The sequence below is a fragment of the Streptomyces sp. NBC_01198 genome, from assembly GCF_036010485.1.
In the GTDB taxonomy this organism is placed as follows: domain Bacteria; phylum Actinomycetota; class Actinomycetes; order Streptomycetales; family Streptomycetaceae; genus Actinacidiphila.
This window is the reverse complement of sequence record NZ_CP108568.1, coordinates 3488948-3506645: the sequence shown is the minus strand read 5'-3', so window position 1 is coordinate 3506645 and position 17698 is coordinate 3488948. Positions and strand designations below refer to the sequence as shown.

The following is a 17698-nucleotide window of genomic DNA, read 5'->3' as shown; positions in this document are numbered from 1 at the left end:
AGGGCGTCGCCCTCCTTGGCGTGCCTGTTACGTGATCCATCTCCCTTGTGCCGCCCACACCGAGGCGGCGAGATGCCGGGCCTCTCTTTCTTGAGACGGCGGCTTTTGAGAGCGCGTGCAGGCACGGTCCCTTCCCTTCACCGTCTCCTGGAGTGCCTCGTGCCTGCGTTGCTTCCCCCTGCCCTCGAACCCCTTCTCGACTTGCTGCGCTGCCCTGTGTGCCGCGCCTGTCTCCGACCTACCCGTGGCTCACTGCGCTGCCCGGAGGGCCACACCTTCGACATCGCCCGTCAGGGCTACGTCAGCCTGCTGACGGGCATTCGCGCCATCAGCGGTGACGACGCAGCCATGGTTCAGGCCCGAAACCGGTTTTTGTCCACCGGCAGGTACGCCCCTGTCCACCAGACCCTGACTCGTATGACAGCCGACGCCCTGCCCGGTCAAGGCACGGTCGTAGACATCGGATGCGGCACCGGCTACTACCTGGCCGGCGTACTCGATCAACTGCCCGGCACCCGCGGCCTGGGGCTGGACACGTCAGCACGCGCCCTGCGCTCGGCGGCCCGAGCCCATCCACGAGCCGCTGCGGCGAGCTGGGACGTCTTCCGCCCCTTCCCCTTGGTTGACCAGGGGGTCGACGTCGTGCTGGACGTGTTCGCCCCGCGCAACCCGTCCGAGTTCCACCGAGTGCTCCGTCCGACCGGCCGGTTGATCGTGGTGCGCCCCATCGAGCGGCACCTGGCCGAGCTACGGGGCAAGATCCCCGCGATGGTCACGATCGACCCGGACAAGGAACAGCGCCTGCAACAGGCGCTGGACCCCTACTTCCAGGCCGCCGATACCCAGCACGTCGAATACACCACGCCCCTGACCAGGCAAGAAGCCATCGACCTGGTGGGGATGACACCGAGCGCACGCCACCTGACCCACGCGGACCTGAGCGGCCACGGCTCACTGCCCAGTCAGGTGACCGTCTCCGTGCTGGCCACCTCCTACCAGCCTCGGTAACCACGGGCGGGCGGATACGCCTGCTGAACCGACAAACCAAGAGGCGCGCATGGCGCCCCACCTTCCTGGCAACTCGGGCAAGGTGGGGCGTCCGTCCGCAGGCCGTCGTGATCTCCCAGGCCATCCGACAACCGGAGCGGTGGGCACTGCCCTCGCGGGCAGGTGGCTCTGGTGGGCTAGTTGCTGCGCAGATCAGCCGGGACCCGTTCACTTCACACTGCAGACCCGGTGGGAAATCGCAGATAGACCGGGAACGGACACCCACCAACCGGCCGCCAGGGCGCCGCCCCCAGGACTCGGCGTTTGCCAGTTGCAAGCACGGTGCTTGCAAAAGTTAGCGCCGTGGTGCAGTCTCGTACGTATGGCGTCACTGAAGGTCGGCACCGTCGGCGAGTATCTGCGCGAGCAGCGGCGCAGCGCGCAGCTGAGTCTGCGGCAACTGGCGGAGGCGGCCGGTGTGTCGAATCCGTATCTGAGCCAGATCGAGCGCGGGCTGCGGAAGCCTAGTGCTGAGATCCTGCAGCAGCTGGCCAAGGCGCTGCGGATCTCCGCAGAGACGTTGTACGTGCAGGCCGGGATGCTCGACGCGCGGGAGCGTGACGAGCTGGAAGTGCCTGCGGCGATCTTGACGGACCCGTCGATCAACGAGCGGCAGAAGCAGGTGCTGATCCAGATCTACGAGTCCTTCCGCAGGGAGAACGCCGCCGCGGGGGAGTCGCGGGCGGCGCGGGACGTAGCAGAGGCAGAAGCAGAAGCAGAGGAGGCGGACCGGCCGCAGGGCCCCGCCGCCGTACGGGAGGAAACCGGAAAATGAGCATCAGCGACGACATCGTGAAGAGCCTGCGCAATCCGACCCCGCTCTACGCGGTCGCCGGGACCGCGGACCTGGCCGCCGAGAAGCTGCGCGAGGTTCCCGCGCTGATCGGCAAGCTCAGGGAGCAGGCCCCCGAGCACATCGAGAAGATCAAGACCACCGACCCCAAGGTCGTCCAGGACCGCGTCTCCGCGGGCGCGAAGGACGCGCAGGCGAAGCTGGCGGAGACCTACCGCGAGATCGACCTCAAGGCATTCAAGGACCGCCCGGACTTCAAGAAGCTCAGCGAGTCCGTGCAGGACCTGGCGCTGCAGAGCGTCGGCCGCGCCACCGGTTACGCGGTGAAGGCCCGCGAGACCTACGACGTGCTGGCCGAGCGCGGCAAGGGCGCGGTCGCGAGCTGGCGCGGCGAGACCGCCGACCAGGTCGTGGAGATCGCCGCCGCGGTCGAGCCCGGCAAGTCCGCCCAGCCGAAGGCGAAGCCCGCCGCCGCCCGCAAGGCGCCGGCCCGCGGCGCGGCAGCCCCGCGCAAGAGCGTGAAGGCCGACAAGCCGGCCGAATAGCCCATCGGGCTGATATCTGGGCCGGGACCGGCCGGGACTCGAAGGAGTCCGCACGGGCCGGGCACGCATCGCGTGCTCGGCCCGTTGTAGCGGTACGACCGGTACGGTGGCTGCGGACCGGCCGCAGGCACACGGCGGACGGCGGACGACAAAGGCGGGTGGTGGACGGCGTGCTGGTCACACAGTTCTTCGGAGTGGTCGCTCTGATCTCCTGGGTGCTCTTCCTCCTCGCGCTCTTCGCGTTCGTCGACGCGGCGGTGCACCGGGAGGACGCGTATCGCGCGGCGAGCAAGAACAACAAGGGCTTCTGGCTGATCATCCTCGGCATCGCCGCCGTGGTGATGAAGCTGTTCCCGATCCTGTCGTTCCTGCCGGTGATCGGCCTGGTCGCGGTGATCGTCTACATGGTCGACGTGCGGCCGGCGCTCCGCGAGGTCAGCGGCCGTGGCGGCGGCGCGATGCGCAGGCTGCGCGGGCGCAACCGGGGCGGCAGCAGCAGCGACGGGCCCTACGGGCCGTACAACGGCCGGCGCTGACAGCGGCAGGCTCTCCAAAGGGCGCGCCGCCCGGCCGGGCTCGCGCCGGTGTCCGGCCTACGGCTGCAGGACGGTCCGCTCCAGCAGCACGACCGCCACGTCGTCGGTCAGCTCGCCGCCGTTCAGCTCGCGCACCTCGGTGACGGCGGCGTCCAGCAGTGCGTCGCCGTGCAGGCCGGCCGTCAGCAGGCGGGAGACCAGCCGGACCATGCCGTCCTGTTCGAGCCGCTGCGTGCCGGAGCCGACCCGGCCCTCGATCAGGCCGTCGGTGTAGAGCATCAGCCGCCATTCGCCGTCCAGCGCCACCGGGATGCGCTGCCAGTCGGCGATCGCGTCGGGCAGCAGCCCGAGCGCGGGCCCGCCGTCCTCCGGCGGCAGCAGCCGCGGCACCCGGCCGGGCCCGGCCAGCAGCGGCGCCGGGTGGCCGGCCAGGTAGAGGCCGGCGCTGTGGCCGTCGGGGGCGATGTCCAGGGCGCAGAGCGTCGCGAAGATCTCGTCGTCGGCCCGCTCGTGCACCAGCACCTGCTGGAGCGTCCGCAGCAGGGCGTCGCCGCCGAGCCCGGCGAAGGTCAGCGCGCGCCAGGCGATGCGCAGCTCCACGCCGAGGGCCGCCGCGTCCGGGCCGTGCCCGCAGACGTCGCCGATCATCGCGTGCACGACGCCGTCGGAGGTGCGGACGGTGTCGTAGAAGTCGCCGCCGAGCAGCGCGCGGCTGCGGCCGGGGCGGTAGTGGGAGGCGAAGCGCAGGCCCGAGCCCTCCAGCAGCGGGGTGGGGAGCAGGCCGCGTTCCAGCCGGCGGTTCTCCTGGGCGAGCAGCCGGGTCTCGGTGAGCTTGCGCAGCGCCAGGTCGGCGCGTTTGCGCTCGACGGCGTAGCGCACCGCCCGGGTGACGGTGCCGGCGTCCACGTCGCCGCGGGCCAGGTGGTCCTGGGCGCCGACCCGTACGGCCTCGGCGGCCCTGCCGTCGTCGGAGCCGTCGGTCAGTACCAGTACGGCGGTGCCGGGGGCGACCCGCAGCACGTGCCGCACGCCGTCCAGGACGTCGGGCAGGTCGAGCAGGATGCAGTGCACGTCGTCGGTGAGCAGCCGGCCCGCAGCCGTGAGGTTGCCGGCCCGCAGGATGCGGATACGGGGGCCGCCGCCGTCCTGGAACCAGGGGGCGGTGAAGGCGCCGGTCGGGTCGTCGCCGACGACCAGCAGGTTGATGGCGGGCGGCCCGTCGGCGGGGTCCTGGCGCTGGCGCGGCAGGGTCAGCGCCGGTGCGCCGGCTCCCTCGGGCGCCGCGGTGGCGGCGGTGCCCTCCGCCCCGGGATCGGTGGCCGTGGGCCGTTCGGTGCCGCGCTCGGCAGCGGACATCAAGCGACTCCTTTCCGGTCCCCTGAACGTTCTGAGGTCTTTCCTTTGCCTTGCTGTGCCACCCCTGGTCTCAGGAGACCCTAGTGGCTCAACCCGGCGTCACGGGAGGGCGGCAGGGAAACCGTCAGTGTCATATGCGGTGGCCAGGGCGTGATTTCCCCCGTGATGTGGGGATCCGCACATGACGTACATCACGCTCCCCTCCTGCAACCGTGCGGCGAATCAGACCCTTTTGCGGACCTGCGACGCGCCTTGGGCCGGGCCCGGGTTCGGGTTCGCGTCCGGGCCCGGTTTCGGCGCCAGCGCCTGCCACGCCACCGTGACCTCTCCCTGCCGCCACCGCGCCGGGCCGTCCACCACCGGCCAGCCGTCCGCGCGCAGGGTGCGGACCGCCGCGATCCAGCGCTGCCGCGCGCCCAGCGCCGACAGCGGCGCCGCCGCGGCCCACGCCCGGTCGAAGGCGGCCAGGAAGGCGTGCACCGGCTCGCCGGGCACGTTGCGGTGGATCAGCGCCTTCGGCAGGCGTTCCGCCAGGTCGGAGGGGCGGTGCAGGGAGCCGAGCCGGGTGGCGAAGGTGACCGTGCGCGGGCCCTCGGGGCCGAGGGCGACCCACACGTGCCGCCGCCCGATCTCGTCGCAGGTGCCCTCGACCAGCAGCCCGCCGGGCGCGAGCCTGCCGGTCAGCCGCTGCCACACCGCGGGAACCTCGTCCTCGGCGTACTGCCGCAGGACGTTCGCCGCCCGGATCAGCTGGGGCCTGCGCCCGTCAGGCAGCGGCACCTCGAAGCCGCCGCGGACGAAGCGCAGCCCGTCCCGGATATAGGGGAGGGCGGCGGTGACCCGGTCCTGGTCGATCTCGACGCCGACGACCTCCGCCTCGGCCCGTACCCGGCGCAGCCGCCCCAGCAGCTCGACCGCGGTCCAGGGCGCGGCGCCGTATCCGAGGTCGACCGCAAGCGGGTCGGCGGCCCGCCGCAGCTGCGGCCCGTGCACGGCGGCGATCCAGCGGTCCATCCGGCGCAGCCGGTTCGGGTTCGTGGTTCCCCTGGTCACCACCCCGACCGCCCGCGTACCGCCCATGCGGCGAGGGTAGCCGTGAAGCCGGGGCGGCCGCGGCGGCGGGGACGCGGCCGGACGCCGGGGAAGGACCGGAACAGAGCGGAAGAGGGGGAAGGCCGAGCCGTGCGGACGTGCGGCGAGGCCGCGGTGGCGCACAGGCGAACGGTTCGTCACGCTTCGGCAAAGCGGGAAATGGAACCCGTTCCTCTGGTGTTTGCAGTGGTTGAGCGCGGGGGTACGGCTGCTGGAAGGAACGCGAAGGTGACCCAGTACACGTCCCGGTTCGGGGGATTGCGCGAGGCCGCAGGCGCGGCTGCCGCGGCCTACCGCCCGCACCGCAGGCGGCGCGGGCGGCGGGTGCGCAGGGTGGCCATGCTCAGCGTCCACACCTCGCCGCTGCACCAGCCGGGCACCGGCGACGCCGGCGGTATGAACGTGTACATCGTGGAGCTGGCCAAGCGGCTGGCCGAGCGCGACATCGAGGTCGAGATCTTCACCCGGTCCACCACCGGCGCCCGCCGGCCGTGCGTCGAGCTGACGCCCGGCGTCCTGGTGCGGCACGTGGACGCCGGGCCGTACGAGGGCCTGGCCAAGGAGGAGCTGCCGGCCCAGCTGTGCGCCTTCACCCACGGCCTGATGCGGGCCTGGGCCGGGCAGCGCCCCGGGCACTACGACCTGGTCCACTCGCACTACTGGCTGTCCGGCCACGTCGGCTGGCTGGCCGCCGAGCGCTGGGGCGTACCGCTGGTCCACGCCATGCACACCATGGCCAAGGTCAAGAACGCCGCGCTCGCCGAGAACGACGCCCCCGAGCCGGTGGCCCGCGTCATCGGCGAGACCCAGGTGGTGGCCGCCGCCGACCGGCTGATCGCCAACACCGAGGAGGAGGCCGACGAGCTGGTACGCCACTACGCCGCCGCCCCCGGCAAGGTCGCCGTCGTCCACCCCGGCGTCAACCTCGACCGGTTCTGTCCCGGCGCGGGCCGGGCCGCCGCACGTGCCGGGCTCGGCCTGCCGCAGGACGCGCTGATCCCGCTCTTCGCCGGCCGGATACAGCCGCTGAAGGCCCCCGACGTGCTGCTGCGGGCTGTCGCCCTGCTGCTGGAGGAGGACCCGGCCCTGCGCGACCGCCTCGTCGTGCCGATCGTCGGCGGCCCGAGCGGTACGGGGCTGGCCAAGCCGGAGGCGCTGCACAAGCTCGCGGCCAGGCTCGGCGTCTCCGACGTCGTCCGGTTCCAGCCGCCGGTGGACCAGGAGCGGCTGGCCGAGTGGTACCGCGCGGCGACCGTGCTGGTGACACCGTCCTACAGCGAGTCCTTCGGCCTGGTCGCGATCGAGGCGCAGGCCTGCGGCACCCCGGTGGTCGCCGCGGCCGTCGGCGGGCTGCCGGTCGCGGTGTGCGACGGGCGCACCGGCTTCCTGGTCCCCGGCCACGACCCGCGCGACTACGCCCGGGTGCTGCGGCGCTTCGTCGACCACCCGCAGCTCGGCGCCGCGCTGGGCGACGCGGCCGCCGTGCACGCGCGCGCCTTCGGCTGGGACGCGTCGGCGGCGGACACCGCCGAGGTGTACGCGGCAGCGCAGTTCGAGCACCGCCGTCGCCTACGATCGGCGCATGGCTGAGCACGCAGGTCCCGCAGGGGCGCAGGAGTCCGACCCCGCGGCCGCGGCCGGCCGTGTCGTCGAGCAGGTGCTGCGCGAGTCGGAGCTGCCCTGCGAGTCGCCGCGCCCCGGCACGTACGTCACCCAACTGCCAGGCACCCGCAAGCTGTCCACCACCTGCCAGCTGATCGTCGGCCGCCACACCCTGTCGCTGAACGCCTTCGTCGTCCGCCGCCCCGACGAGAACCACGAGGCCTTCTACCGCTGGCTGCTGGAGCGCAACCTGCGGCTGTACGGCGTCGCCTACGGCATCGACCACCTGGGCGACGTCTACCTGAGCGGCCGCCTGCCGCTGGCCGCGGTCACCCCGGAGGAGGTCGACCGGCTGCTCGGCGCGGTGGTGGAGAACGCCGACGGGTCGTTCAACGCGCTGCTCGAACTCGGCTTCGCCTCCTCGATCCGCCGGGAGTACGCGTGGCGGGTGTCGCGCGGCGAGTCCACCCGGAATCTGGACGCGTTCACGCATCTGATCAGCGAGGACGACTGACGCAGCGGTTTGCCGCGGTCCCGGGTCTTCCCAGTGGATCGGGGGCCGTGGCACGCTCGGGTCCGTCGCGCATCTGAATGTCGCTCAGATATGTGATACACGATGCGTGGAAGGGTGGGGTGGCGGTGGTCAGTCGCGGAGGGCCGGCGCGCGGCAGCGGTCGGGTGGGCTCGGCGCCGGGGGCGGGCGGGGCGGTGGAGCAGGCGGCTGGTGCGCCCCGAGCCGGGGCGGTCGTTGCCGCGGGAGCGGCGGCGGCGGATCAGGCGGCCGTCGCGCGCGGGCCCGCGGCGGTGGCCGTCCAACCGGCGGGCCTGTGGGCGGAGTTCCGCGCCGCCCCATACGCCCACCCGCAGATCCCCTACGTCGCCCTCGCCGGCTACCAGGGCGGCAACCCCTGCTTCCCCCGGCACCCGGCCCGCGCCAACGCCGTGCACTACGGCGCCCGCCCCGACGGCAGCGCCGACTCCGCCCCCGCCATCAACCGGGCGCTGGGCGAGGTCGGCGAGTCCGGCGGCGGCACCGTCCTGCTGCCGCCCGGCACCTACCGCATCGACGACGTCATCACCCTCGGCTGGAGCAACACCACCCTGCGCGGCGCCGGCAGCGGCGCGACCACCCTCCACGCCACCGCGTCGCTCACCGACCTGATCGGCCCCTACGGCAGCCGCTACGGCGGCGACAAGTCGTCCTGGTCCTGGGCCGGCGGCCTGGTCTGGATGTGCCCCGCCGACCGCTACCGCGCCCTCACCGACGCGATCCGTACCAGGCTCTGGCCCTTCGAGGGCTGGACCGGCAACAGCCGCGACGAGTTCACCGAGCTGGCCCGTATCACCGCCGAGACCCCGCAGGGCGGCCACAGCGTCAGCGTGGACGACCCTGCCCGGCTGCGGCCCGGCGACCGCGTCCTGGTGCGGTACGCCGACGACCCCGGGCACGGGCTGCTCGCCCACATCGCGGGCGACATCGAGGGCGCCGCCGCGTACGACTGGTCCTACAAGACCAAGCTGCTCTCCTACCTCCTCTACGAGTGGCCGACGCGCCGGACGGCACCCAGCTGCACGGGATCAACGTCGAGGGCCTGTCCTCGTACAACGTCTGGTCCCGCGGCCGGATGGCGGTGGGCACCTTCGACACCCACCGGGGCATGCCCTTCGCCTGCGTCCGCACCGAGATCACCGTCGCCAACGACGGCCGGCACGGCGGCGACGACTCCGCCGGCCCTCTCTACGGCGCCCGCTTCGCCCACTGGAACGTCACCGTCACCAACGGCCGGGCCAACTGCGTCCGCATCGACGACGCGGCGCCGCGCAGCGCGACCGTCGCCGTCTCCACGGTCACCCCCGTCGGACCAGATCGACGTCCCCGACTTCGACGGGCCGCTCGACTCGCGCCTGGAGTCGTACGGGACGCCTGGCGGCGAGCCGCGGAACCTGTACGAGGCTCAGCGCCGGCTGCTGCCCTGAGGGGGCCCGTCGGGGCGGACGCCCGGACGGCGGCGGGTCCGTCGACTCGGTCGCCCGGACGGCGGGTCCGTCGGGCCAGCCGCCCCGACGGCGCGGGTCGCGTCGGCTCGGCGCCCGCCCGGCCTCCGGCCGTCCCCCGCCCGGGGTCCCCGCGTCAGCCCGGCGTCAGCTCGGCGTTCCGCTCACCCCACGGGCAGGTCGCGCGCGACGTCGACGACGACGGACGGCCGCGGCAGCGCCGTACGCGGCCGGAGCAGCAGGTAGTAGCCGGCGGCGGCCACCGTGCCGAGGCCGGCGCAGCCGAGCCAGACGGTGTCGCGCCCCAGATACTGCAGCGTCAGGCCGCCGGCCAGCGGCCCGGCGAAGGCGGCGGCGGACCAGGCGAGGGTGAACATCCCCTGGTAGCGCCCGCGCGCGTGCGCCGGTGCGAGGTCGGCGACGACCGACATCGAGGCGGGCGCGTGCACGATCTCGCCCAGCGTCCAGATGACGACGGTCACCGCGTAGACGGCAACTGAGGTCGCGAAGACGGTGAGCCCGATGCCCCAGGCAAGCACCAGCGAGCCGGCGGCGAGCAGGGCGCCGCTGCTCCGGCTGCGCAGCGCCCGGGTGACGGGCATCTGGAGCACGACGATCACCACGCCGTTGACCGCGGCGACCAGCCCGAACTGCCGCGCGCTCAGGCCGTGCTGCCCCATGTCGACGGCCAGCGTGGAGGTGGCCTGCTGCATCACCGTGGCGAACAGGAAGGTCAGCCCGGCCAGCGCCATGAAGCGCCGGTCGCGCATGACGTCAAGCAGGGTGATGCCGGTACGCTCCCGGCCGGCTGCCGCCTTCAGCGCCGGGCCCCCCACCTGCTGGTGCACCACCTCGGCCGGCTTGGTCTCCGGCGCCTTGACGTAGACGACCAGCGCGCACAGCACGGTGGTGAAGGCATCACCGAGGAAGAGCCACAGGTAGCCCTCGGCGGCGATGAAGCCGGCGGCGGCGGCCGAGACGCCGAAGCCGATGTTGATCGCCCAGTAGTTGAGGGAGAAGGCGCGGACCCGGTCCGCGGCCGGCACCAGGTCGGCGATCATCGCTGACAGCGCGGGCCGGGACGCGTTGCCGGTCAGCCCGACCAGCGTGGCGACGGCGGCGATGGCGACCGGCCCGGTGACGAAGCCGAGCACCGCGGTGGTGACGGCAGCGCCGATCTGCGCGACCAGCAGCGTCGCGCGGCGCCCGACCCGGTCGGCGAGCACCCCGCCGAGCACCGCGCCCGCGGCCCCGCCGAGCCCGAACAGGGCGGCGACCAGGCCCGCGTAGGCGGCGGAGTAGCCGCGCTGGACGGTGAGGTAGAGCGCGAGGAAGGTGACGACGAAGCCGCCGAGCCGGTTGACCAGCGTGCTCGTCCACAGCCACCAGAACTGCCGGGGCAGACCGCCGGTCGTTTCACGTACCGCTCGGCTGATCGCCGCCACCGGTTCTCCCTCGGTTCACCCTGCCACTCGGTAACAGGCTCTGATGCTCAGCGCATGTTACCGAGGGCGGTCGCGAGGTGCCACGGCATTTCGATTAGGCTCGGACGCATGGCTGCTGCTGCGTACAAGCTGATCCTGCTCCGCCACGGCGAGAGCGAGTGGAACGCGAAGAACCTGTTCACCGGCTGGGTGGACGTGAACCTCAACGACAAGGGCGAGAAGGAGGCGGTGCGCGGCGGCGAGTTGCTCAAGGACGCCGGGCTGCTCCCCGACGTCGTGCACACCTCGCTCCAGAAGCGCGCGATCCGCACCGCCCAGCTCGCGCTGGAGGCCGCCGACCGCCACTGGATCCCGGTGCACCGCACCTGGCGCCTCAACGAGCGCCACTACGGCGCCCTCCAGGGCAAGGACAAGGCCCAGACCCTCGCCGAGTTCGGCGAGGAGCAGTTCATGCTGTGGCGCCGCTCCTACGACACCCCGCCGCCCCCCCTCCCGGACGGCGCCGAATTCTCCCAGAGCGACGACCCGCGCTACGCGACGATCCCGCCGGAGCTGCGCCCCCGCACCGAGTGCCTCAAGGACGTCGTCGTCCGGATGCTCCCCTACTGGTACGACGGCATCGTCCCCGACCTGCTGACCGGCCGCACCGTCCTGGTCGCCGCCCACGGCAACTCCCTGCGCGCCCTGGTCAAGCACCTCGACGGCATCTCCGACGCGGACATCGCCTCTTTGAACATCCCCACCGGCATCCCCCTCGCCTACGACCTCGACCCCGCCTTCCGCCCCCTCACCCCCGGCGGCACCTACCTCGACCCGGACGCCGCGGCGGCGGCAATCGAGGCGGTCAAGAACCAGGGCAAGAAGTAGCCCTCCTGGCTTGTGCATGCCCCTTGCCTGCGGGTTTCTCCGCGGGAGGGGGCATGTCTGTTGTCACCCGGTTCACGTGGCGGGAAGCTGATACGCGAGGACGTACGTGTCGGCTGCCATGACTGTGTCGCAGACCTCGACGGCACGCCCTTCGGTGTCGAACGCGGTGCGGACGAGGTGGGTCACGGGCACGCCGGCCGCGAGGTGGAGCGTCTTGACCTCGTTCTGGTCGGGCATGCGGGCGCGGATCTCCTCCTCGAAGTGGTCGACGCGGTGGCCCAGTTCCTCCAGCCGGGCGTAGATGCCGCCGGGGTTCGGTTCGGCGATCGGTGTGCCGCGAGCGAGGTCCGGCGCAGACGCAGGGGAGACCGTTCCGTACGGCGGCCGAGGGGAGGCAAGCACCCTTGGAAAACTTGCGGCACGGCGGATTGTCGGTGCTCGGGCCTACCGTCCGATCATGGCGAACAGACCCACGGACAACTGGCGTGCCTGGATGGCCGAGATGGCGCGCGAGGTGGCGGCCGGGACCTTGGCACAGGAGTGCGCCGGCGTAGCGGATTTCTACCCCGAGTCGTTCTTGCGTGCTGTAGACGCCATCCTGGAGGCGTTCGAAGACGAGGTGCGCTTGCTGAGGGATCCGTCCGACGATGCTGTCTTCGGGGCCGTCGCGACGGTGGTTCTCGCTCTCAACGCGATCGATGAGGACGACCAACATGGCGGCGCCGGCATCTGCACGGAGGAGCGGGAGCAGCTGTGCGACTACATCGACCTCACCTTGAGCGAGCAAGGTGTCGACGTGTCTGCTCTGGCGGCGAGGCGCGGCATCGATCGGGCGGAGATCACTGACGCATGGCGTGACTGGTGATGTTCAGGCGGTACAGCAGCGGAGTACAGCAACCGCAGCGACCGACCCATCCCCGTAGCGGCCCCGTAGGACCGCCTCAGCGGAATCCTCGCTCGACGCGGTGACGGCGGCCTCGATCAGGCAGCAGCGCCTGACCGGGACTTCGTACGCCTCGCTGAGAAGCTTCGCGAGTGTGCGGGTGTCTGCTGCTCGTCCCTCCAGCAGCGAGGTGGTCACCGACTCCCGCTCGGCTGTAGGCAGCGGTTCGAGGGTGATCCGCATCCCGAGGGCGGCCGCCACCTCGGCCAGGGTCCCCAGGGTCGGGTTCACGTGTCCCGCCGAGAAACCGCCGCACGACGGCCGGCTCGGCACTGATCGCCCGGGCCAGCGTGGCCTTGGAGATATCTGTCACTGCTGGACAGGCTCCTAGGGGACCGGTGATCCGGCAGGTTGGGTGTCGCGGGACGCGACGCACCTGGCATCGCTGGGCGAAGTGCCGCGGCACCCCGGGAGGGTCCGGATGGTGCGGGGAGGGGCCCGCGTGTAGTGTCCACGCACTGACGGGGTGCGAGGGCGCCGCGGGCGAGGGGGAGCAGTGGCCGGGGTCGTGGCGGTGTGGGCGGAGGCTCCGCCGCTCCGCAAGGCGGGGAAGCTCGGGGTCGTCATCGACGGGCAGCGGGTCGGTGAGGTTCGGCAGGGCGAGGCGGCGGAGTTCAGCGTCGAGCCGGGGTCGCACACGGTGCGGGTCGCTGCTGGTGGGAGCAGGTCGAACACGCTCACCGTGTCGGTTGACGAGGGAGCGACCTGCCGGCTGGTCAACAAGAGCACAGGGCTCAGCGTGGCGGCGGCGATCGTGCCCGTCCTCGGGCTGGTCATGATGGTGTGCCCCGGGCTGGTCTTCCGCCTGCGGGTGCACGACCCGCGCCCGGTGTCCGCCCCGGTGACGGGTGGCGCCCCCGCCCCGGCCGCGGCGGCCGGCCTGTGGTGGGAGTCGGACCCCGTGCTGGCCAAGCGCTACGGCAAGGCGTCCGCGCCGGAGGGTACGAAGTAGTCACTCGCCGCGTCCGGCGTGGACGCCACCGTGACTACCGGCGCTTCGTCAGCATCCTTGCCGCCTGCGTGAAGCAGATCAGCGCGAAGCCGAGTCCGACGGCCAGGGCTGCGTCGCCCTTGTCCGCGTCGTCTCCCAGCAGGAACCAGAGACCTCCCGCAACGAGGAAGACAACTCCCGTTGCCAGCATGGCGATGGTGATTCTGCGGTCGTTCATCGCGGGCCTCGCGCCTCGTCCGTCGTCGTGCCCGGCAGCCGGCGCGAGCTCGTCCTGAGCCCTGCCAGCCGCAAGGAAAGAGGTAACTCTCCAGGTGGGCCAGCGTATCGGGTCGCATCCGCCCGTCCCCGTCATGGCCGTCGGCGGCGCGCTGGCCGCGAAAGCCGGCGGGTGCTGCCGGGGCCGGTACAGGTACGGCATCGGGGTGCGCGGACAAGGTGGGCCGCCCGGGCCCCGGCGCGACCCGGGTCCGGGCGGCGGGCGGGGTCAGGCGCCGAAGATCTTGGCCGCCTCGCGGGCGACCTCCTCCGGGGACACGTCCCGCAGGTGCTGGGACAGGCCCCACCGGTGGCCGAACGGGTCGATGACCTGGCCGTGGCGCTCGCCCCAGAAGGTGTCCGCCAGGGGGTGGAACACCTCGGCGCCCGCGTCGAGCGCCCGCTTCCAGAGGGTGTCGACGTCGTCGGTGGAGATCTGCAGGGCCCCGTAGGTGCCGCCGAGGGTCAGCGGCGAGACGATGCCCTGCTCCGGGAACTCGTCGGCGATCATCACGGTCGAGTCCCCGAAGGCGAGTTCGATCGTCAGCACCTTGCCGCCCGGCAACGGGATCCGGCTGCGCTCCTGCGCGCCCAGTGCTTGCGCGTACCACTCCGCGGCGCGGGTGACATCACGGACGACCAGGTGCGGGGTGAGGGTGGACATGGAGTCCCTTTCGTCGAACTGACGCCGGATCGGCTGTGAGTTCGATCGTCGGGGCGGGACCGCAGGCCTGTCCAAGACCCTTCGTGATAGCCGAAGGCCATGACCGCCCCCGTCGAGCAAGGCGCCCGGGCGGCCGCCGGGTGTGCGGCGAGGCCCCCGGCACGAAGTAATCTTCGCTGCATACGTGCCCTCGGGCCGCGGTCGGTCCGCGGGCCGGGGGCACGTGTACGAGCGAGCGAGCATGCAGCTGCGGGTCAGTGGGTGCAGCCCCCGCACTGGCAGGCGCCTCCCGACTGGCACCCGCAGCCGCAGCCCGAGCCGCAGCCGCAGGCGGCGATCAGGGGGAGCGAGGTCCGCAGCACGGTCGCGGAATCGGACGTCGGCAGGTCGCGTACGGGCACGGGCTTGGGCGTGGGGGTCTCCGGCATCAGTGCGCCCTCCTCAGGCTTAACTGCCCACCAGTGAACGCGCACGCACCGCCGCGCATCAAGGGCGCACGAGGGCATAACGCCCACCCGCGCACCCCCCGCACGCCCCTACCGTCCCGGACGACCGCTGCCCTCGGCCACGCCCCCGCCGGCCCCGTCGGCCCGGGCCGGCCGCCGCTCCGGAGTACGCCCCGACCGCCCCGGCCGACCGCCGCCCCCGACTACGCCCCCTCCGCCACCTCGGTCGGCGTCGGCGCCGGCGACATCGCGTCGACGTGCTCGCCGGTCACCAGGTAGACGACCCGCTTGGCGACGGAGACGGCGTGGTCGGCGAAGCGCTCGTAGTAGCGGCCGACCAGGGTGACGTCGACCGCCGTCTCTATGCCGTGCTTCCACCGGTCGTCCAGCAGGTGCTGGAAGAGGGCGCGGTGCAGCTCGTCCATGCGGTCGTCGTCCGCTTCGAGCTCCAGGGCGTCGTCCACGTCCTTGGTGATGATCACCTCGGCGGCCTTGGCCATCAGCCGCTGCGCGAGCTGGCCCATCTCCAGGATGGTGCTGTGCAGGTCCTGCGGCACCGCGGAGACGGGGAAGCGCAGCCGGGCGAGCTTGGCGACGTGGCGGGCCAGGTCGCCGGAACGCTCCAGGTCGGCGCTCATGCGCAGGCTGGTGACGACGATCCGCAGGTCGGTGGCGACGGGCTGCTGGCGGGCCAGCAGGTTGATCGCCCGGGTCTCCAGCTCGCGCTGGAGGTCGTCCACCTTCTCGTCGGCGGCGATGACGCTTTCCGCGACCTTGAGGTCCGCGTCGAGCAGCGCGGTGGTGGCACGGCCTATCGCCGAGCCGACCAGCCTGGCCATCTCGACCAGCCCGTCACCGATGGAGTCAAGCTCCTCGTGGTATGCGTCCCGCATCGCGTTCCTTCCGTATGTGCAGAATGTACTCAGGCCTGGACAGAGGCTTCTCCTCCACGCTGTCACGCTGGTGGTCCTTTGCGTACCGGCCGCGCACCCGGAGTGAATCGCCACCTACGTGAAGGTGAACTCTTGGCAACGGGGATCCGAGAGGTAGCTCTCAGGGTTGTGGAGCGCTTGCGCAGGCCACCTACCCTGGGGCCATGGACGTGAACGCGGCAGTCGCCGCAGCCAGTGCGATAGCCGGTCTCCTGACCGGCGTGATCGCCGTGCTCGCGTTCCGCTGGAGCGAGCGGGAACAGGCCCGCCCCACCCGTACCGCACTGCACACGGACGCCGTGCTCCCGCCGGGAGTGGACACCGTGCTGTCCGTACTGCGCTCGTCGGCCGTCGTCCTGGACGAGGGCGACACCGTGGTCAAGGCGAGCTCCGCGGCATATGCCCTCGGACTGGTACGCGGCGGCCGGCTGGCCGTCGACCAGATGCTGCAGATGGCCCGCGAGACCCGGCGGGACGGCGAGATACGCCAGGTGGAACTCGATCTTCCGCGCCGCGGCGCGGGACGAGGCGAGGGCCTCGCGGTCTCCGCCCGGGTGGCACCGCTGGGCTCCCGCCTGGTGCTGCTGCTGGTCGAGGACCTCACCGAGGCCCGGCGGATCGAAGCGGTGCGGCGGGACTTCGTGGCCAATGTCAGCCACGAGCTGAAGACCCCCGTCGGCGCCCTGTCACTGCTCTCCGAGGCGGTGATGGACGCCTCGGACGACCCCGAGGCGGTGATCCGCTTCGCGGGCCGGATGCAGATCGAGTCCACCCGGCTGACCAGCCTGGTGCAGGAGATCATCGACCTGTCCAGGGTCCAGGACGACGACCTGCTGGACGACGCGGAGCCGGTGGCGGTGGACGACCTGGTCGCCGAAGCCGTCGACCGCTGCCGCCACCAGGCCAACACCAAGCAGATCCTCATGGCCACCGGTGCCACCCCTGACCTCTTCATCTGGGGCAACCGCGGCCAGCTCGCGGCAGCGCTCGGCAACCTCGTCGAGAACGCCGTCAACTACAGCCCGGCCCGCACGCGGGTCGGCATAGCAGGACGCCGGATCGCCGCCGCCGGGGGCGATCTCATTGAGATATCCGTCACCGACCAGGGCATCGGCATCTCCGAGAAGGACCGCGACCGGGTCTTCGAGCGCTTCTACCGGGTGGACCCGGCGCGCTCGCGGGCGACCGGCGGCACCGGGCTCGGCCTGTCCATCGTCAAACACGTCGCCGCCACCCATGGCGGCGAGGTCACCGTGTGGAGCGCGGAAGGCCAGGGCTCCACCTTCACACTGCGGCTTCCCGAAGCCGGGATCGCCCGCGACCGCGCGCTTCCGCCAGGCACCGACCCGGATGCCGAAGCGGACGCTGAACCGGCCGACGAGCCGTCGGACGACCAGCTGTTCCAGACCCTCCCCGAACACATCCCCGCCCCGGAGGTCCTTCCGTGACCCGCGTACTCGTCGTCGAGGACGAAGAGTCCTTCAGCGACGCGCTGTCGTACATGCTCCGCAAGGAGGGCTTCGAGGTCGCCATTTCCGCGACCGGGCCCGACGCGCTGGACGAGTTCGAACGAAACGGCGCCGACCTGGTACTTCTCGACCTCATGCTGCCGGGCCTGCCCGGCACCGAGGTCTGCCGCCAACTGCGGCTCAAGTCCAATGTCCCGGTGATCATGGTGACCGCCAAGGACAGCGAGATCGACAAGGTCGTCGGCCTGGAAATAGGCGCGGACGACTATGTGACCAAGCCGTTCTCCTCGCGGGAGCTGGTCGCCCGCATCCGCGCGGTGCTGCGGCGCCGCGGTGAGCCGGAGGAGATCTCCCCGGCCGCCCTGGAGGCCGGTCCGGTCCGGATGGACGTGGACCGCCACGTCGTCACGGTCGGCGGCGGCAAGGTGGACCTGCCGCTGAAGGAGTTCGACCTGCTGGAGATGCTGCTGCGGAACGCCGGCCGGGTGCTGACGCGTATGCAGCTGATCGACCGGGTGTGGGGCGCCGACTACGTCGGCGACACCAAGACCCTCGACGTCCACGTCAAGCGGCTGCGCGCGAAGATCGAGCCCGACCCGGGGGCGCCGCGCTACCTGGTGACGGTCCGCGGGCTCGGCTACAAGTTCGAGCCGTAAACCGCTCCGCCGCCACGGTCGGTCCCGTGCGCGGTAAGGGGTCCAGCACCATGTGCGGGCCCCTTACCGGTGTTTTCCGGCGTACATGGCGACGCCTTTCGAC

The 17698-nt window shown here is 72.1% G+C and carries 19 protein-coding genes and 2 pseudogenes; 12 read left to right on the top strand and 9 right to left on the bottom strand.

What is annotated here, in order from left to right; translation table 11 throughout:
* The first annotated feature begins 159 nt into the window (after window positions 1-159).
* From OG702_RS15755 to OG702_RS15740, 4 genes are all read left to right on the top strand, one after another.
* Window positions 160-1008, top strand: coding sequence for a putative RNA methyltransferase (locus tag OG702_RS15755; RefSeq protein ID WP_327289514.1), 849 nt, complete (start codon window positions 160-162; stop codon window positions 1006-1008).
* Window positions 1009-1369: 361 nt separating this feature from the next.
* Complete coding sequence (locus tag OG702_RS15750) at window positions 1370-1822, top strand: helix-turn-helix domain-containing protein (protein ID WP_327289513.1); 453 nt, start codon at window positions 1370-1372, stop codon at window positions 1820-1822.
* Window positions 1819-2385, top strand: a complete 567-nt coding sequence (locus tag OG702_RS15745) for a hypothetical protein (protein ID WP_327289512.1) — start codon at window positions 1819-1821, stop codon at window positions 2383-2385. The genes OG702_RS15750 and OG702_RS15745 overlap by 4 nt, the downstream gene beginning before the upstream one ends.
* A gap of 161 nt (window positions 2386-2546) precedes the next feature.
* A complete protein-coding gene (locus tag OG702_RS15740) occupies window positions 2547-2921 on the top strand; it encodes a DUF2516 family protein (protein WP_327289511.1) in 375 nt (124 codons plus the stop codon).
* A 57-nt stretch (window positions 2922-2978) separates the two neighbouring features.
* Here the strand turns inward: OG702_RS15740 and OG702_RS15735 are convergent, their stop codons facing one another.
* Both OG702_RS15735 and OG702_RS15730 read right to left on the bottom strand, forming a co-directional pair.
* Window positions 2979-4277, bottom strand: coding sequence for a PP2C family protein-serine/threonine phosphatase (locus tag OG702_RS15735; RefSeq protein WP_327289510.1), 1299 nt, complete (start codon window positions 4275-4277; stop codon window positions 2979-2981).
* A gap of 222 nt (window positions 4278-4499) precedes the next feature.
* Entirely contained in the window at window positions 4500-5357 is an 858-nt protein-coding gene (locus OG702_RS15730; RefSeq protein ID WP_327289509.1) for a class I SAM-dependent methyltransferase, read from the bottom strand.
* Window positions 5358-5597: 240 nt separating this feature from the next.
* Here OG702_RS15730 and mshA point away from each other — a divergent pair, with 240 nt between their 5' ends.
* From mshA to OG702_RS15715, 3 genes and pseudogenes are all read left to right on the top strand, one after another.
* On the top strand, window positions 5598-6959 hold the full coding sequence (mshA, locus tag OG702_RS15725) for a D-inositol-3-phosphate glycosyltransferase (RefSeq protein ID WP_442814434.1): 1362 nt from the start codon (window positions 5598-5600) through the stop codon (window positions 6957-6959).
* Entirely contained in the window at window positions 6952-7485 is a 534-nt protein-coding gene (locus OG702_RS15720) for a YbjN domain-containing protein (protein ID WP_327289508.1), read from the top strand. Before mshA ends, OG702_RS15720 begins: the two co-directional genes overlap by 8 nt.
* Window positions 7486-7679: 194 nt before the next feature.
* Window positions 7680-8948, top strand: a pseudogene (locus OG702_RS15715) (glycosyl hydrolase family 28-related protein).
* Between the two features lie 182 nt (window positions 8949-9130).
* On the opposite strand, the gene OG702_RS15710 reads toward OG702_RS15715, so the two are convergent.
* The gene (locus OG702_RS15710; protein WP_327289507.1) at window positions 9131-10411 is read right to left on the bottom strand and encodes an MDR family MFS transporter; all 1281 of its coding nucleotides are present in this window, start codon (window positions 10409-10411) and stop codon (window positions 9131-9133) included.
* A 108-nt stretch (window positions 10412-10519) separates the two neighbouring features.
* Between OG702_RS15710 and OG702_RS15705 the strand changes: the two genes are divergently transcribed.
* The gene (locus OG702_RS15705) at window positions 10520-11278 is read left to right on the top strand and encodes a phosphoglyceromutase (RefSeq protein WP_327289506.1); all 759 of its coding nucleotides are present in this window, start codon (window positions 10520-10522) and stop codon (window positions 11276-11278) included.
* Between the two features lie 72 nt (window positions 11279-11350).
* On the opposite strand, the pseudogene OG702_RS15700 reads toward OG702_RS15705, so the two are convergent.
* A pseudogene (locus tag OG702_RS15700) lies at window positions 11351-11626 on the bottom strand (UTRA domain-containing protein); the annotation flags it as partial.
* 109 nt (window positions 11627-11735) lie between these two features.
* On the opposite strand from OG702_RS15700, the gene OG702_RS15695 reads away from it, so the two are divergent.
* On the top strand, window positions 11736-12143 hold the full coding sequence (locus tag OG702_RS15695; RefSeq protein WP_327289505.1) for a hypothetical protein: 408 nt from the start codon (window positions 11736-11738) through the stop codon (window positions 12141-12143).
* Between the two features lie 3 nt (window positions 12144-12146).
* Here the strand turns inward: OG702_RS15695 and OG702_RS15690 are convergent, their stop codons facing one another.
* Window positions 12147-12452, bottom strand: coding sequence for a hypothetical protein (locus tag OG702_RS15690; protein ID WP_327289504.1), 306 nt, complete (start codon window positions 12450-12452; stop codon window positions 12147-12149).
* A gap of 265 nt (window positions 12453-12717) precedes the next feature.
* Here OG702_RS15690 and OG702_RS15685 point away from each other — a divergent pair, with 265 nt between their 5' ends.
* Window positions 12718-13173, top strand: coding sequence for a hypothetical protein (locus OG702_RS15685; RefSeq protein ID WP_327289503.1), 456 nt, complete (start codon window positions 12718-12720; stop codon window positions 13171-13173).
* 34 nt (window positions 13174-13207) lie between these two features.
* Here the strand turns inward: OG702_RS15685 and OG702_RS15680 are convergent, their stop codons facing one another.
* The 4 genes from OG702_RS15680 to phoU all read right to left on the bottom strand — a co-directional run bounded on the left by OG702_RS15680 (window position 13208) and on the right by phoU (window position 15431).
* The gene (locus tag OG702_RS15680) at window positions 13208-13390 is read right to left on the bottom strand and encodes a hypothetical protein (RefSeq protein ID WP_327289502.1); all 183 of its coding nucleotides are present in this window, start codon (window positions 13388-13390) and stop codon (window positions 13208-13210) included.
* A 267-nt stretch (window positions 13391-13657) separates the two neighbouring features.
* Window positions 13658-14092 carry a VOC family protein gene (locus OG702_RS15675; RefSeq protein ID WP_327289501.1) on the bottom strand — a complete coding sequence of 145 codons (435 nt, stop codon included), beginning with the start codon at window positions 14090-14092 and terminating at the stop codon, window positions 13658-13660.
* Between the two features lie 254 nt (window positions 14093-14346).
* Window positions 14347-14520 carry a hypothetical protein gene (locus OG702_RS15670; protein WP_327289500.1) on the bottom strand — a complete coding sequence of 58 codons (174 nt, stop codon included), beginning with the start codon at window positions 14518-14520 and terminating at the stop codon, window positions 14347-14349.
* A 221-nt stretch (window positions 14521-14741) separates the two neighbouring features.
* Window positions 14742-15431 (bottom strand): phosphate signaling complex protein PhoU, encoded by a 690-nt coding sequence (gene phoU / locus OG702_RS15665; RefSeq protein WP_327289499.1) that lies wholly within the window; start codon window positions 15429-15431, stop codon window positions 14742-14744.
* Window positions 15432-15634: 203 nt separating this feature from the next.
* Here phoU and OG702_RS15660 point away from each other — a divergent pair, with 203 nt between their 5' ends.
* Together OG702_RS15660 and OG702_RS15655 are read left to right on the top strand one after the other, a co-directional pair.
* On the top strand, window positions 15635-16918 hold the full coding sequence (locus tag OG702_RS15660) for a sensor histidine kinase (protein ID WP_327289498.1): 1284 nt from the start codon (window positions 15635-15637) through the stop codon (window positions 16916-16918).
* Window positions 16915-17595: a response regulator transcription factor gene (locus OG702_RS15655; RefSeq protein ID WP_031525271.1), complete on the top strand. Its 681-nt coding sequence runs from the start codon at window positions 16915-16917 to the stop codon at window positions 17593-17595. Before OG702_RS15660 ends, OG702_RS15655 begins: the two co-directional genes overlap by 4 nt.
* Window positions 17596-17698 lie beyond the last annotated feature (103 nt).

What these genes read in the sequence shown, in the direction of transcription:
- OG702_RS15750 (WP_327289513.1), top strand. Translation starts at nt 1,370, where the DNA reads ATGGCGTCACTGAAGGTCGGCACCGTCGGCGAGTATCTGCGCGAGCAG.
- OG702_RS15745 (WP_327289512.1), top strand. Translation starts at nt 1,819, where the DNA reads ATGAGCATCAGCGACGACATCGTGAAGAGCCTGCGCAATCCGACCCCG.
- OG702_RS15735 (WP_327289510.1), bottom strand. Translation starts at nt 4,277, where the DNA reads ATGTCCGCTGCCGAGCGCGGCACCGAACGGCCCACGGCCACCGATCCC.
- OG702_RS15730 (WP_327289509.1), bottom strand. Translation starts at nt 5,357, where the DNA reads ATGGGCGGTACGCGGGCGGTCGGGGTGGTGACCAGGGGAACCACGAAC.
- OG702_RS15720 (WP_327289508.1), top strand. Translation starts at nt 6,952, where the DNA reads ATGGCTGAGCACGCAGGTCCCGCAGGGGCGCAGGAGTCCGACCCCGCG.
- OG702_RS15705 (WP_327289506.1), top strand. Translation starts at nt 10,520, where the DNA reads ATGGCTGCTGCTGCGTACAAGCTGATCCTGCTCCGCCACGGCGAGAGC.
- OG702_RS15695 (WP_327289505.1), top strand. Translation starts at nt 11,736, where the DNA reads ATGGCGAACAGACCCACGGACAACTGGCGTGCCTGGATGGCCGAGATG.
- OG702_RS15680 (WP_327289502.1), bottom strand. Translation starts at nt 13,390, where the DNA reads ATGAACGACCGCAGAATCACCATCGCCATGCTGGCAACGGGAGTTGTC.
- OG702_RS15675 (WP_327289501.1), bottom strand. Translation starts at nt 14,092, where the DNA reads ATGTCCACCCTCACCCCGCACCTGGTCGTCCGTGATGTCACCCGCGCC.
- OG702_RS15670 (WP_327289500.1), bottom strand. Translation starts at nt 14,520, where the DNA reads ATGCCGGAGACCCCCACGCCCAAGCCCGTGCCCGTACGCGACCTGCCG.
- phoU (WP_327289499.1), bottom strand. Translation starts at nt 15,431, where the DNA reads ATGCGGGACGCATACCACGAGGAGCTTGACTCCATCGGTGACGGGCTG.
- OG702_RS15660 (WP_327289498.1), top strand. Translation starts at nt 15,635, where the DNA reads ATGGACGTGAACGCGGCAGTCGCCGCAGCCAGTGCGATAGCCGGTCTC.